The sequence below is a fragment of the Pseudomonas rhodesiae genome (assembly GCF_007858255.1).
Lineage (GTDB): Bacteria > Pseudomonadota > Gammaproteobacteria > Pseudomonadales > Pseudomonadaceae > Aquipseudomonas > Aquipseudomonas rhodesiae.
Map to the genome: position 1 here is coordinate 184,687 of NZ_VFEU01000007.1, position 13,271 is coordinate 197,957.

Genomic DNA, 13,271 nt, shown 5'->3' on the forward strand with positions numbered 1-13,271 from the left:
GCCTGACTCCTTGCTTGATGAGGCGCCTCAGCCGCGGCTGCGCGCGATGGAAAACGTGAACCGGATCGCCAGCGCATAGCCCAGCAGCGCGAGTACCGGCATGTCGCCCCAGCGCGGGCCCACGCCGTGCTGCATCAACAAGCTCGATGCGATGTACAGGCCGAGCGTCACGAGCGCCAGCGCGACGCGACGGCCGAGGCGGTCGATCCCGCTCAGCATCCTGGCATCCGGCTTGATCGACAGTTGCAGCAGGTCACCCTGCCGCAAGACGCTGTGCAGACGCCGCGCCAGCAGGGAGGGCAGGGCGTGGGCCGCGTTCCCCAGTTCATAGGGCAGACGCTGCGATGCCGCAGACTTGGGCTCGTCGAAGACGCCCGTGGTCGTGTGGCGAGAGATGGCTTCGATGATGGAAAACTCGGGTGCCAGCAGGCGCACCGTCCCTTCGAGCAACAACAGGGTACGCGTGAGCACGAGGAGGTCCCTGGGCAGCCGGACTTCCTGGGTCCGGCCCGCCGCCACGAGCTGCGCGAGAGCACCTGAGAGCGACCAGTCCTTCAGCGGCCTCTGTGCGCAGTCTGCGACCAGGGCACGCACGACAGGCACGAACACGGCCCGATCGGTGCCGTCGCCGAGCAGGCCCAGGTCGAGCCAGGCATCGACCACCCATTCGGCATCCTGCTCGACGAAGGCCAGGGCGAACGCCACCAGCGCCCGCCGCATGTTGCCGTCGACCCGGCCCACGATGCCGAAGTCGTGCAGGCATATGCGGCCATCGTCCATCACGAAGACGTTGCCGGGATGGGGGTCGCCGTGGAAGAAGCCATCGCGGAAGATCTGGGCGACGTAGCTGTCCACGAGTTTGCCCGCGGCCGCCACCGCGGTGGACGAAGGCAGACCGTGCAGGTGAGCTCCGTGGCTGAACTGCTGGACCATGACGGTCGGCGTGCACAGGCCGTCCACCACGTCGGGGATCACGATGTCGGCAGAGCCGCGCCAGGCGTCGGCGAAACGTCGCACGGAAGCTGCCTCGCGCGACAAATCCATCTCGTAGCGGAAGTTGGCCGCAACCTCGTCCACGATGGCTGCCAGCCCCCAGCGACGCAGCGAGGGCACGAGCCCCTGCATGACCAGGACGATGCGGCGCAGGATGCGCATGTCGGTCTCGGCCTGCTCGGCCGCGCCAGGGCGGCGGATCTTCACCACCACTTCCGTCCCGTCCGGCAGGGCTGCACGATGAATCTGGGCGATCGAGGCCGCGGCGAGCGCGTGCATGTCGAAGCGTGCGAAGACCTGCTGCCATGGGCGGCCGAGCGCCGCCTCGACCTCCTGGACCGCCTGCTCGGGAGGAAACGGCGCCACATTGGCCTGCAGGCTGGCCAGAGCCTCTTGCGCATCGGGCGCCAGAATGTCGGCCCGCAGGCTGAGATGCTGGCCCAGCTTCACGAAGGTCGTGCCCAATCGCTGCAGCACTTCGGCGAAGCGGTCGGCCGCCCGGTGGGTATCGCAGCGCATCAGGCCCCGGTGCCAGGCCACCCAGAGCAGGAACCCGCTCAGGGCCATAGCGATCTGCGTGGCCCGGCGCAGCGCCGAGCGTTGCGTTGGGCGGCCCGCAAGACGCACGGTGGAAACGGGGCGGTTCGGTCGCGTCATGGCTCATCCAACCTGTTGCGCAGGCGGCCCGCATGCCAGGCTGCGATGTTCGAGATGGTCTCGTCGAGGATGCGCGCGATCGCCTCCGACGTGTTGAACCCGACATGCGGTGTCACGAGCACACGCGGATGCGTCAGCAGTGGGCTGGATGCCGACCAGCCGGTATCGCAACCCAGTCCGCCGCAGCCCGTGGGCACTTCGGGAGACAGATCCCCTTCCTGTTCCAGCACGTCCAGTCCTGCTGCGGCGACGGTACCTGCCTCCAGTGCGTGCAGCAGGGCGGCCTCGTCGATGAGCGCACCCCGTGCCGTGTTGATCAGTACCATGCCCGGTTTCATGCGCGCGAAGGCCTGGCCATCGAGAAGGTGGTGCGTGGCCTGCGTGGCCGGAACATGAAGGCTCAGAACATCGCTGCTTTGCAGCATCTGCTCCCACGTCACCACGCGGACGCCGGCGATGGGTGCTGCCGTGATGTCGAGCGATGGGGCGAGGGCCGGGTCGTACGCGAGAACTTCCATGCCGAAGCCCAGGGCGATACGGGCCACGTGGCGCCCGATCCGGCCCAGCCCGACGATGCCCAGCGTCTTGCCTTCCAGCTCGAAGCCGGTGAGGCCGCGGTAAGCGAAAGAACCTTGGCGCGCCCGCTCGTGGGCTTGTGTCAGATGGCGAGCCACGCCCAGCAGCAGCGCGAAGGCATGTTCGGCGACGCTGGCAGACCCATAGTCCGGCACGTGGCACACGGCAATGCCGCGTCGGCGGCAAGCCTGCAGGTCGATGTGATCGAAGCCCGCGGAGCGCGTTGCCACGAGCCGCACGCGCGGCAGCAACCGGAGCACTGATTCGTCAACGCGCGTGCGCACGAAGACGCACAGCACCTCGGTGTCTTCATCGCCGACATCGGATACCACCAGGCGTTCGTTCTGGACGAAGTGCGCGTGCCAGTGGGTCGGAAGCCTTTGCTGCAGCGCGGCCTGGTCCGCCGGTGCGATGTCGGAGAACAGAACGGACAGACGGTTTTGTGCGGTCATGAGCCCTCCTCGATTACCCGGTGCAGGGACAGGATGCAGAACGCGGCGATGAAGTGCCCGGTCTTGGTGCCTTGCGCGAGTTCCGCTTGCGCGAATACCGTCGGCAGCCGGCCGGCGACCGCATCGCGCATGGTCTCGAATCCGTCGAGCAACTGAACCGTGAAGAACGCCGCGCGGCGCATCGGGCCCTGCGTGCGGCCGCAGTCCGCGTAGGCCAGTGCGGGCTTGAATCTGGCCGGAGGATTCGTCATGGCACGGCCAGCCTCGCTCGGGGCTCACGGAACTGCCACAGCACGATGAAGCTGAGCACAGCGGCAAAGAAGCACCACACCGAGATGAACCAGGTTGCATAGAACATGTAGGCGGCGATTGCGGAGACAAAGGCGGCCACCCCAAAAGCCGCCACGCGCCGGTGGCTAGAAACCATCAGGCTTGCGCAGGTGCCGATCAGATACAGGGCCATCGTGGTCATCACGTAGAAGTGCGGAGAGTCGTAGAGGATGTGCTGGCCGACCACGCGGGCCGTGATGGGCAGCTTCACCAGCATCGCCAGCAGGTACAGACCGACGAGCGCGCCCGCGACTGCAATGGCCACCAGAACCCGACGGCGCCAACGGACGCTCTCCAGCGCCAGCGCAGCCAGCGGGACGTAGATCGGCCACAGGACGTGCGAGAAGAACGAGTAGAGATGCGTTAGCGCCACGTTCAGCAAGGGCGCGCGGTCGGGGAACGTCAGCCACAGCATGCCTTCGAGCAGTTGCTGGACCCCGAACAGCAGCGGGATGGCGGCATACGGCAGTTCGCGCCGTGAGCGGGCCCGGCGCATGGTGACGGTCCCCAGGCCCAGCAGAACCGCTGCGGACGTGAAACTGGCGGGTGCGGAAAAGCACATGGGCAGTCATCTCCCCTCGATCGTGAGCGTCATGGCGAGCGCGGCGCAGCGGCTCATGGCGCGCCGGCTTCCATCAGTTCCTGCACCGCTGTCGCCAGCGGTGCCACCACGCTGATGCCGTTGGAGACATGCGGCACGGTGTCGCAGGTCACCACCCGCTGGGGTCCTGCCGCAAGAAGTGCGTGGTACGCGTCGGCGGCGAATAGGGCGTGCACCCCGATGCACACCGGTGGCGGCAATCCCACGCTGCGCACACTGGCGATTGTCTGGATCATCGTGCGCGCGCTGGACACGATGTCATCGATGAGCACGGGCTGGCGGTCTGCCAGGGCCGCGGTGTCGGGAAGGCTGACCTCCACGTCCTTGTCGCCCCGGCGGATCTTCTGCAACACCGTGAACGGCGCGCCAGCCAAGCGCGCGACTTCCTGGACCCATTGCTCGCTTTCCGCATCGGGTCCGATCAACACGGGACGGTCCACATGGGCTGCGACCCAGGCCGCGATGGCGGGCGCGGACTGGACCACACGGGTCGGCACCCGGTAGACCTCGCCGAGCGAGCGGTAGCGGTGCAGATGGGGATCGACGGTGACGATACCGTCGAACACCGTCGACACCAGCGCAGCGAACGTGCGGGACGTGATGGCTTCGCCCGTGTTGAAGCGCCGGTCCTGACGCAGGTACGCCAGGTACGGGGCAGCCAGCAACACGCGGGTGGCGCCGAGGTCGCGCGCTGCGTCCGCGGCGAACAACAAGGGCAGCGCCTTGGCGTCCGGCTGGGCCAGGCTGGCCACGATCACGACGGTGCGGCCGGTGACGTCGGCGTCCAGCCGCACCAGCGACTCGCCGTCCGGGAACCGGTGCAGTTGCAGGGCAGCCCGCTGCGCGCCCAACGCCCGGATCAGTCCATCGGCGAAGTCTTCGTCGCCCGGCAGGTGAAAAACGAGAGGTTTCATAGGTTCTCCGAAATCTGGAAGATCGGTGGGCGCGAGCGGACGAACTGCAGCGCATAGGCCAGTTCGCCCGGCGCCTGGGCGTGCAGCGTGAAGAGCGGCTGTCCCGCTTCGACCTGGTCGCCCAGGCGCGCATGCACGTCGATGCCGGCGGCAGCGGCGGTCGGTGCTCCGGCGAGCTTGGCCGCCCGCGCGAGCAGCCGGTTGTCGATTCGGGAGACCCGTCCCGTGGACGGCGATGCGACGGTGTGCCGATGCGTTGCCACCGGGATGCTGCGCAGGCCGCCCTGCTCAGCGCAGATCGCCTGGAACGTGGCCCAGGCGCGGCCGTCGGCCAGCACCTGCGCGGCGAGCGTCAGGCCGCCGCCGGCGGGCGCTGCACCGCCCATTTCGAGGATGTCCGCCGCCAGCCGCAACGCTCGCTCCCGCAGGTCGGCCGGGGCCTCGGGCGTCCCTTGTAGGACGGCCAGCACGTCGCGGGCCTCCAGTGCCGGGCCGATCCCGCGGCCGACCGGCTGCTCACCATCGGTGACGCGCAAGGCCACGTGCAGGCCGATGGCGCTGCCCACCTCCTGCAGGCGCCGACCGAGCGCCGCCGCGGCCTGCGCGCTGCGCACTTTGGCGGTGGCACCCACGGGCAGGTCGATCAGCACATGGGTCGAGCCCGCGGCGGCCTTCTTGGACAGGACCGAGGCGACGAGCTGGCCCTCGCTGTCGAGGTCCAGCGGCCGCTCGACGCGGATGAGGATGTCGTCGGCGGGGCTGAGCCGTACCGAGCCGCCCCAGACGATGCAGCCGCCCGTGCGTTCGACCACGCGCCGCATGCTCGGCACATCCAGGTTCACCGGCGCCAGCACCTCCATCGTGTCGGCCGTCCCGGCCGGCGAGGTGATGGCGCGCGAGGAGGTCTTGGGCATCGTGAGGCCGCAGGCGGCCACGATGGGCACCACGAGCAGGGTCGTGCGGTTGCCGGGCAGGCCGCCGACGCAATGCTTGTCCACCACCAGCGGGCGCCCCCAATCGATGCGGTCACCGACGCCAATCATGGCTTTCGTGAGCGAGACTGTCTCCGCGAGGTCCAGGCGATCGCCGGCGCAGGCGGTGATGAAGGTGGCCAGATGCAGGTCCGAGTAATGGCCCGCCGCGACGTCGGAGATGATGGCGCTGAACTCGGCATCGCCCAGGGCATTGCCGTAGACCTTGGCCCGGACATGGCTGAGCGAATCCAGCGGCGGTGCATGGGTCACCGTGACCAGCTGGCCCGGCTGCGCCCCCAGCGACGCCCATGCCGATTCGGACAGGCCAGCGACGTTCTCGGCCAGCCAATTCCCATCGACGACGCTGAGCGTCGCCACGATGCTGCGGCGGCCGGCCGTCAGCTGCACGCGCGCCTGGGTCGTGAAACCCTCCGACCGGCAGACAGGGCAGTCGCGCCGCATGTAGACCACCGGCTCCTGATGGGTGTCGATGCCGGTGCGCCACGCCTGCAGCGTGTTCACGCCATCCTCTCCGGTGCCGGTCTCGTGCAGGTGCGCCGTCATACCAGATCCACCGTCTGCAGGTACTCGGGCACGGCAACCGACCAGCCCAGTTCATGGTCGATCCGCGCGCGCAGCGCATCGGCCGCCTCCGGCTCGCCGTGGGTCACGAAGGTTCGGCGCGGTGTTTGCGTGAAGCCGCGCATCCACGCGAGGATCTCGTCGGCATCGGCGTGGGCGGAAAGGTTGTCGAGCGAGGCCACCTCGGCGCGGATCGGCACGTCCTGGCCATGGATGCGGACGGTGGACGCGCCGTGCACGATCGCGGCGCCACGGGTGCCGCCCGCCTGGTAGCCGGCGAACAGGATGGTGTTGCGATGGTCGGGCGCGAATGACTTGAGGTGGTGCACCACGCGTCCTCCCGTGGCCATGCCACTGGCGGAGATGATGACCATCGGTCCACGACCGGCGCTGAGCGCCTTGGAATCCTCGACCTTGTTGACGATCTTCGCGGCATGGCACATGCCCTCGCATTCCTCGGGCGAGAGCCGGTGCTCGTCGCGATGGGCGTGGTACAGCCGTGTGGCATCGATGGCCATCGGGCTGTCCAGGTACACGGGCAGGTGCTGGTGGATGCGCCCTTGCTTCTTGAGCTGGTAGATGCCGTACATCAGGCTCTGCGCTCGGCCGACAGCGAACGCGGGGATGACCACGACCCCTCCACGGGCGGCCGTCTTGTTGATGACAGTCTCCAGCTGCGCCAGTGCGTCGGACGCTTCATGCTTGCGGTTGCCGTAGGTGGATTCCACCAGCAGGTAGTCGGCGCCGGGGACCTGCACCGGCGAGCGCAGCACCGGGTCGTTAGGCCGGCCGATGTCGCCGGAGAAGAGCACGGATCGCCGGCCGTCGTTGAGGTGCACGAAGGCCGAGCCGAGCATGTGCCCGGAAGGCGTCAACCGCGCGGTGAGTCCGGGCAGCGCCTCGAAGTCCTGAGAGAACGGACGTGGCGCGAACAGCTTCAGGCAGCGCTCGGCGTCCTCACGGGTGTACAGCGGCAGCGCGGGCTGGTGTTTGGAGAAACCGTGCCGGTTGGCGAACTTCGCCTCTTCCTCCTGCAGATGGCCGCTGTCGGTGAGCAGGATCTTGCACAGCTCGTGCGTCGCGGACGTGCAGTAAACCCGGCCGCGAAAGCCTTGTCGCGCCAGCAGTGGCAGGTAGCCGCTGTGGTCGATGTGGGCGTGGGTGAGCACGACCGCGTCGACGGTCTTGGGCGCGACCGGCAGCGGCTCCCAGTTGCGCAGGCGCAGCTGCTTGAATCCCTGGAACAGACCGCAGTCCACCAGAATGGTCGCGTCGCCATGGCGCAGCAGGTATTTGGAACCGGTCACGGTGCCGGTGGCACCCAGAAACTGAAGTTGCATGGTAGGTCTCCAAGGATGTTGTCGTTCAAAGAAGGACCGGCCGATCCGGCAACTCGTTGCCGTGGTCCGCGCCCCGCGGAAAGTGCTGCACCAGCAGGTGGCTGACGGCCACGATGCCTTCCAGGGCTCCGGCCTCGAAGCGTCCCTGCGCAAACTGGGCTTCCATGCGCTGGCACACAGACGACCACCTTTCGGCACCGCAACAGGCATGGATGCCGCGATCGGCCACGATCTCCACGGCCCGGTCGGCCAGCAGCACGTAGATCAGGACGCCGCTGTTGTGCGCCGTATCCCACACACCCAGGCGTGCGAACAGGTCCAGCGCCCGCTCGCCCGGCGATTGGTTGCGCCACAGTGGCGATCCGTCCAGCGCACCCTCGACCACGAAGCGCAGTTGGCCCCCATGCTGGAACTCTCCCGTGCGGATGGCCTGCTCGATCGCATCCAGGGCACGCGGGGGGAAGGCGCGGCGGACTGCGCGATCCGTGGTCGCAAGGTGGCGAAGAAGTCGTTGCATGTTCATCTCACCACCGTCCTGACGCGCCGCCGCCACCGAAGCCGCCGCCGCCGCCGCGGAATCCACCGCCACCACCGCCCAATCCTCCGCCCGGCCAGCCGCCTCCCCGGTGGCGCCCGTGCAGGCCGCCGTGGCCACCCATGCCGATGCCCAGCAGCGTGACGAGGAATCCCGCCAGTCCAGCCACCGCGGCCACCGCGAAGGTGCCCACCAACAGCCACGCAGCGGCACCCAGCACGCCAGCCGTGACCAGGGAGCCTGGAAGGCGGCCGAGGGCGTTGCGCAGCACTCCGCCCAGCATCAGGGCCGCGACGAACAGGAAGGGCCAGGCCTGCCCGATGTCGTTGGTCTGCCCCTGGCGCCGTGGGTCCGCCGCAGGCAGGGCCTCGCCATCGATCACCCGCATGATCTGTTCGGCGCCTGCGGCGATGCCGCCGTCGAAATCGCCCTGGCGAAAGCGCGGCGTGATCACCTCGTCGATGATGCGCCGCGATACCACGTCGCTCAGCGCACCCTCGATGCCGTATCCGACTTCGATGCGCAGGGTGCGGTCGTCCTTGGCCACCAGGAGCAACGCGCCGTCGTCCACCTTGCGACGGCCGAGCTTCCATTGCTCTACCACCCGCAGGGCGTACTGCTCGACGGGTTCGGGCCGCGTCGAGCGGACCATCAGCACGGCGATCTGCACGCCCTTGCGTTGCTCGAAGGCCCGAAGCTGCGCATCCAGCGCGGCGACACGATCGGCGGCGAGCGTTCCCGTGAGATCGGTGACGCGCGCCTGCAGCGGGGGAACGGCGACCAACTCCTGCGCGGACGCGACCGAAAGGAACAGGCTCAGCAGCAGCCAGGCCAGAGCGTGGGCCAGCCGAAGAGGGGCCGCCGGAGAGAGCACCGCTGTTCTGGGCGTTCTCATGTCAGGGGCGCGCCGCCGGCGCCGAGGCGCCGAAATCGACCTGTGGCGGCGCCGCCATGGCCTTCTCGTCGGCGACCGAGAAATTGGGCTTGACGTCGTAGCTGAACAGCTTGGCCGTGATGTTGGTCGGGAAGCTGCGCGTGAGCACGTTGTAATCCTGCACCGCCTTCACGTAGCGCCCACGCGCCACGGTGATGCGGTTCTCCGTGCCCTCAAGTTGGGCACGCAGGTCTTGAAAAGCCTGGTTCGCCTTGAGTTGCGGGTAGTTCTCGCTCACCACCAGCAGCCGGCTCAGCGCGCCGGACAGTTCGCCCTGTGCCGCCTGGAACTTCTGGAACGCCTCGGGGTTGTTGACGAGTTCCGGCGTGGCCTGGATCGAGGTCGCCTTCGCGCGGGCCTCGACCACCCTGGTCAGCGTCTCCTGCTCGAAGTTGGTCTCGCCCTTGACGGTCGCGACGATGTTCGGGATCAGGTCGGCGCGCCGCTGGTACTGGTTCAGCACCTCGGACCAGGCGGACTTGGTCTGCTCGTCCAGCCGCTGGAAGTCGTTGTAGCCGCATCCGCTCAGCGACAGGGCAAGCGCTGCAAGCAGGGACATCAGGATCAGTCTCATGGTTCGGTTTCCGTGGAAGTGAGAAAAGTGCGGGACGGTGAAGCGCTCACCAGGACGGGGTTGGCTGGCCACCAATGCCGCGGAATGAGCAGCAGCGCGAGTGTGGCGGCCAGTGGAATCGACAGCCACGCAAAGGTGCTCTGCATCACAGCGCCGAAGAGCCATCCGGTGGCGGCCGATCCCAGTGTTTGTCCGAGGCCGGCTGCCGCGGCGAGCCCTCCCATCGCGATACCGAGCCGCCGCGCCGAGGTGCCGGCAGCGAGGTAGGCCAGGGTGGGGAGCACAAGACCCGTGCCCGCAGCCGTGAAACTCACGCCGACGTACAGCCACATCTCGCTGCCATGGCGGGCCAGCATCAGGAGCCCGGCGATGCCCAGGACCATGCCGCAGGCCAGTACGCGGCGTGGGTCGGCGCGCTCCAGCAGGCCGGTGAAGAACAGCACCGCGTTGACGCCCAGCATCACCAGACTGCACTCGGCGAACATCAACGACACCTCTCGGGAGGAGAGATCGGGGTGGCGCTGGCCCTGCAGCACGATGCCGAGTTCAAAGCCGGCAAGCACGAACATGACCACACCGTTGAGAATCCAGAGCGCCAGGGAGCGGCTCCGGGGTGCTCCGTCGTGATCGGCTGCGTCCGCCTCTCCAAGGGAGGAAGGTGCGGGAAGCGTTGCGGCCAGGCCCAGCATCATCAGCGCGCCGAGCGCGGCCGAGAGTGCGATCACGAGCGTGGTCGATGAGCCCTGTACCAGCACGCTCAAGAAGCCCAGGCCGACAAGCCGTTCTGCAGCGGCGTTCAGGCCGGGGCCGAACAGGAACCCGAGCAGCGACATCGCACCCAGCCATGCAAAGCGCCTGGCGCGAATCGATTCTGCGGTGTACTGCGCGACGAGCGCCGGCACCACCGGCACGACCGCGGCCACAAAAAAGCCCGTCGCGCCGCGCAGCGCATAGATGCCGATCACGCCCAGGGACTCGGGGCGCAGCAGCGGGAGCAGGCTGGCCACGTAGCCGATCAGGCCCACCAGCAACACGCGGGCACGCCCCAGCCTGTCCGCCAGCATGCCCCACAGGGGCGCACCCAGCAGTATGCCCGCCGTGTAGATGCCGCTGAGGTAGCCGACATGGCGCGCAAGCGTCGCAGGATCCGCGTCGCCCATCAAGGGCCGCAGCCAGTCGGGGATCAAGGGCATCAGTGCCCCATATCCGGCCGAGACGACGAATACGGCCGCAGCGAGCCAACCCAGCTGCGCGACGCCGAGGTCTTGCTGGCGGGTGGGCCCGGATTCGCGCGGTGATCGCATGGCGCGGCTCTCTACCATGGTGGCCCGCCGCTCAGGCTGACGCGGCCGCTGGGACACTGGCACGCGACGTCACGCGCTTGATCCCCGGCAGGCGCGTGCGCTTGAGCATCAGCGCATTGATCGCGACGATCGCGGAACTGCCCGACATGGACAATGCAGCGACCTCGGGCGACAAGGTGAACGGATACAGCACCCCGGCGGCCAGCGGGAAGGCGATCACGTTGTAGGCCACGGCCCACCAGAGGTTCTGGTGCATCTTGCGCAGCGTCGCCCGGGACAGTTCGATGGCCCCGACCACGTCGTAGGGGTCACTCTTCATCAACACCACCTGGGCGCTTTCCATCGCAACGTCCGTCCCCGCGCCAATCGCAAAGCCCACGTCGGCCTGCGTCAGCGCCGGAGCGTCGTTGATGCCGTCGCCGACCATGCCGACCTTGTGACCCTGCTGCTGCAGTTCCTTGATCTTGGAAGCCTTCTGCCCGGGCAACACATCCGCAAGCACGATGTCGATACCCAGTTCCTTGCCGATGCGCTCGGCGGTCGCCTGGTTGTCCCCGGTCAGCATCGCGACCTTCACGCCGCGTGCCTGCAGCTTGGCGATCGTCTCGCGCGAGGTCGGCCGCACGGCATCGGCGATCGCGATGAGGCCGATCAGCCGGCCACCGCGCGCGACGTGGACCACAGTGCGCCCCCCGCCTTGCAGCCGCGCCGCCTCGCTGGCAAGGGGGGCCAGATCCACCTGTTCCGACTGCATCAGCAGCCGGTTGCCCAGGAGCACCGTCTCGCCCCCGATAGTGGCCCGTGCGCCTTGCCCATCGATGTTGGTGAAGTTCTCGGTGACCTCCGTCGGCATGTCTCCCGCACGCTTGAGCACTGCGAGCGCGAGGGGGTGCTCGGAGAACTTCTCCACTGCGGCGGCCGTCGCCAGAAGCCGCGTCTCCTCGACACCGGGCGCGGCCACCATCTCGACGACATCGGGCTGCCCCAGTGTCAAGGTGCCGGTCTTGTCGAACACCACGACCGTCAACTTGGTGGCGTTCTCCAATGCGGCCGCATTCTTGAAGAGAATGCCGTTCATTGCGCCCAGCCCGGTCCCGACCATGATGGCCATCGGGGTGGCCAGCCCCAGCGCATCAGGGCATGCGATCACGAACACGGTGATGGTCAGGGTGAGTGCGAACAGTAATGTCTGTCCCATCACCCAGTACCAGACGCTGAAGGTCAGCAGGCCAATCACGATCGCCGCCAGCACCAGCCACTGGGATGCGTGGTCGGCCAGCAGCTGGCCGGGGGCCTTCGAGTTCTGGGCCTCCTGGACCAGCTTGACAATCTGCGCCAAGGCCGTGTCCGCGCCGACCTTCGTGGCCTTGTAGCGAAAGCTCCCGCTCTTGTTGATGCTGGCGCCTACGACGGTGCTGCCCACGCCCTTCTTGACCGGCATGGACTCGCCCGTCAGCATCGACTCGTCCACTTGCGACGCGCCCTCGACGATCTCGCCATCCACCGGGATCTTGTCGCCGGGCTTGATCACGACCAGTTCCCCGGCTGCAACCTCGGCGGTCGGTACCTTGGTCTCCACCCCGTTGCGCACGACCGTGGCCATGGGTGGGGCGAGATCCATCAACGCGCGAATCGCGTCGGATGCGCCCGCGCGGGCGCGCATCTCCAGCCAGTGCCCCAGCAGGATGAAGACCAGCAGCACCGATGCCGCTTCATAGAACACCTCACCCTCGTAGAAGAAGGTCGCGCCGATGCTGAACAGGTAGCCGGTGCCCACCGACAGCACGACCAACGTGGCCATGTTGGCGACGCCGTTGCGCAGCGCGCGCCACGCCGCCACGTAGAAAGGCCAACCTGGATAGATGATCGCGGCACTTGCGAGGAAGAAAAGAAAGAGCTTGTCGTCCAGCCCGAACGGCGTCTGGAAGTCGCCGAACATCTTCCCCATCGGGGAATAGAAGAACACGGGAATGGCGAAGACCAGGGCCACGAAGAAGCGATTGCGCATGTCCCGAGCCATGTCCTGCATCGAGCCCGACCCGTGGCCCATGTCGTGCATCATGTCGGCCATCGCAGGGTCGCCTGCGTGGGCCTGGTGCGCAGCATGGGCGGCGGGCGTCGTGGCCGCAGCCTTCGCGCGTGCGGCCGTGGCGGGGGCATGCGCGTGGTGCCCCTCATGCCCCATCTCTTGCGCCTGACGTGCGGGTGCGCCGTGATGGCCGTGCACCGCATGGCTGGGGTCGGCAGAGACGCCAGCGGCGGGCGCGCACACGTGCTTGGGCGTCTGCTCGCCACGGCAGTGATAGCCGCATTCGGCGATGCGCTGGCGCAGATCCTCGACACTGAGTTGTCCCTCATCGAGATGGACCGTTGCGCTTCCCGCAACATAGTTGACATCTGCATGATGGACGCCGGGAAGCTGCAGCAGCTTGCGGCGTACTCCCTCCGCGCTCAGGCTCGATACGAGCCCTCCGACTTCAACGTTGATCGACTTCATGGCTGTTC

The 13,271-nt window shown here is 67.9% G+C and carries 12 protein-coding genes; all 12 read right to left on the reverse strand.

Annotation, left to right across the window (positions count from 1 at the left end; genetic code table 11):
- Positions 1 to 27 precede the first annotated feature (27 nt).
- From FIV35_RS13170 to FIV35_RS13225, 12 genes are read right to left on the reverse strand one after another with little or no spacing between them, the layout of a single operon-like run.
- Positions 28 to 1,650 carry an ABC1 kinase family protein gene (locus FIV35_RS13170; RefSeq protein ID WP_034137603.1) on the reverse strand — a complete coding sequence of 541 codons (1,623 nt, stop codon included), beginning with the start codon at positions 1,648 to 1,650 and terminating at the stop codon, positions 28 to 30.
- Complete coding sequence (locus FIV35_RS13175) at positions 1,647 to 2,678, reverse strand: hydroxyacid dehydrogenase (protein ID WP_034137604.1); 1,032 nt, start codon at positions 2,676 to 2,678, stop codon at positions 1,647 to 1,649. Before FIV35_RS13175 ends, FIV35_RS13170 begins: the two co-directional genes overlap by 4 nt.
- Entirely contained in the window at positions 2,675 to 2,929 is a 255-nt protein-coding gene (locus FIV35_RS13180; RefSeq protein WP_009516033.1) for a hypothetical protein, read from the reverse strand. The genes FIV35_RS13175 and FIV35_RS13180 overlap by 4 nt, the downstream gene beginning before the upstream one ends.
- Positions 2,926 to 3,570 (reverse strand): DUF6629 family protein, encoded by a 645-nt coding sequence (locus FIV35_RS13185; protein ID WP_034137605.1) that lies wholly within the window; start codon positions 3,568 to 3,570, stop codon positions 2,926 to 2,928. Before FIV35_RS13185 ends, FIV35_RS13180 begins: the two co-directional genes overlap by 4 nt.
- A 53-nt stretch (positions 3,571 to 3,623) precedes the next feature.
- The gene (locus FIV35_RS13190; RefSeq protein ID WP_034137606.1) at positions 3,624 to 4,523 is read right to left on the reverse strand and encodes a ribose-phosphate pyrophosphokinase; all 900 of its coding nucleotides are present in this window, start codon (positions 4,521 to 4,523) and stop codon (positions 3,624 to 3,626) included.
- Positions 4,520 to 6,061 carry a thymidine phosphorylase family protein gene (locus tag FIV35_RS13195; protein ID WP_034137607.1) on the reverse strand — a complete coding sequence of 514 codons (1,542 nt, stop codon included), beginning with the start codon at positions 6,059 to 6,061 and terminating at the stop codon, positions 4,520 to 4,522. The genes FIV35_RS13190 and FIV35_RS13195 overlap by 4 nt, the downstream gene beginning before the upstream one ends.
- Positions 6,058 to 7,419 carry an MBL fold metallo-hydrolase gene (locus tag FIV35_RS13200; protein WP_034137608.1) on the reverse strand — a complete coding sequence of 454 codons (1,362 nt, stop codon included), beginning with the start codon at positions 7,417 to 7,419 and terminating at the stop codon, positions 6,058 to 6,060. The genes FIV35_RS13195 and FIV35_RS13200 overlap by 4 nt, the downstream gene beginning before the upstream one ends.
- 25 nt (positions 7,420 to 7,444) lie before the next feature.
- The gene (locus FIV35_RS13205) at positions 7,445 to 8,008 is read right to left on the reverse strand and encodes a TPM domain-containing protein (RefSeq protein WP_249040635.1); all 564 of its coding nucleotides are present in this window, start codon (positions 8,006 to 8,008) and stop codon (positions 7,445 to 7,447) included.
- A complete protein-coding gene (locus FIV35_RS13210) occupies positions 7,944 to 8,849 on the reverse strand; it encodes a TPM domain-containing protein (protein ID WP_034137609.1) in 906 nt (301 codons plus the stop codon). Before FIV35_RS13210 ends, FIV35_RS13205 begins: the two co-directional genes overlap by 65 nt.
- Position 8,850: 1 nt before the next feature.
- Entirely contained in the window at positions 8,851 to 9,462 is a 612-nt protein-coding gene (locus FIV35_RS13215; protein WP_023087277.1) for a LemA family protein, read from the reverse strand.
- Positions 9,459 to 10,766, reverse strand: coding sequence for an MFS transporter (locus tag FIV35_RS13220; protein WP_080761414.1), 1,308 nt, complete (start codon positions 10,764 to 10,766; stop codon positions 9,459 to 9,461). Before FIV35_RS13220 ends, FIV35_RS13215 begins: the two co-directional genes overlap by 4 nt.
- 31 nt (positions 10,767 to 10,797) lie before the next feature.
- Positions 10,798 to 13,263 (reverse strand): heavy metal translocating P-type ATPase, encoded by a 2,466-nt coding sequence (locus FIV35_RS13225; RefSeq protein ID WP_023098532.1) that lies wholly within the window; start codon positions 13,261 to 13,263, stop codon positions 10,798 to 10,800.
- Positions 13,264 to 13,271 lie beyond the last annotated feature (8 nt).

Bases quoted from the DNA above. Each gene is read 5' to 3' on its own strand.
- FIV35_RS13190 (WP_034137606.1), bottom strand. From the start codon at position 4,523: ATGAAACCTCTCGTTTTTCACCTGCCGGGCGACGAAGACTTCGCCGAT.
- FIV35_RS13180 (WP_009516033.1), bottom strand. From the start codon at position 2,929: ATGACGAATCCTCCGGCCAGATTCAAGCCCGCACTGGCCTACGCGGAC.
- FIV35_RS13170 (WP_034137603.1), bottom strand. From the start codon at position 1,650: ATGACGCGACCGAACCGCCCCGTTTCCACCGTGCGTCTTGCGGGCCGC.
- FIV35_RS13185 (WP_034137605.1), bottom strand. From the start codon at position 3,570: ATGTGCTTTTCCGCACCCGCCAGTTTCACGTCCGCAGCGGTTCTGCTG.
- FIV35_RS13195 (WP_034137607.1), bottom strand. From the start codon at position 6,061: ATGACGGCGCACCTGCACGAGACCGGCACCGGAGAGGATGGCGTGAAC.
- FIV35_RS13175 (WP_034137604.1), bottom strand. From the start codon at position 2,678: ATGACCGCACAAAACCGTCTGTCCGTTCTGTTCTCCGACATCGCACCG.
- FIV35_RS13225 (WP_023098532.1), bottom strand. From the start codon at position 13,263: ATGAAGTCGATCAACGTTGAAGTCGGAGGGCTCGTATCGAGCCTGAGC.
- FIV35_RS13215 (WP_023087277.1), bottom strand. From the start codon at position 9,462: ATGAGACTGATCCTGATGTCCCTGCTTGCAGCGCTTGCCCTGTCGCTG.
- FIV35_RS13200 (WP_034137608.1), bottom strand. From the start codon at position 7,419: ATGCAACTTCAGTTTCTGGGTGCCACCGGCACCGTGACCGGTTCCAAA.
- FIV35_RS13210 (WP_034137609.1), bottom strand. From the start codon at position 8,849: ATGAGAACGCCCAGAACAGCGGTGCTCTCTCCGGCGGCCCCTCTTCGG.
- FIV35_RS13220 (WP_080761414.1), bottom strand. From the start codon at position 10,766: ATGCGATCACCGCGCGAATCCGGGCCCACCCGCCAGCAAGACCTCGGC.